The organism is Vallitalea sediminicola (genome assembly GCF_054408565.1).
Genome location: NZ_BTPT01000300.1, coordinates 1 through 234 on the forward strand (window position 1 = coordinate 1; position 234 = coordinate 234).

Consider the following 234-nt stretch of genomic DNA (forward strand, 5'->3'; position numbering starts at 1 on the left):
AGCACTATCTACTTTAACGTTTAATAAGTTTGTAGTATTTAATGATGTTAGATCCAAATTATTATTATTAGCATCTTTTATTGAATCATCACTTCCTAATACTAGACTATCATCCTTAACTGTAATACCATCACTATCTGTTAAACCAGCTTCTACTTGATATCTAAATGTTGCTGTATTCGCTGTTGTTGATTGTAATACTGCTTCTTTTTCTTCACTTCCAATTATTAGTGT

The 234-nt window shown here is 29.1% G+C and carries 1 protein-coding gene; it reads right to left on the bottom strand.

Annotated elements, in window-relative coordinates:
- Positions 1 to 234: hypothetical protein (locus ACX6CF_RS26815; protein WP_458788432.1), on the bottom strand; the 234-nt coding region annotated here is incomplete at both ends.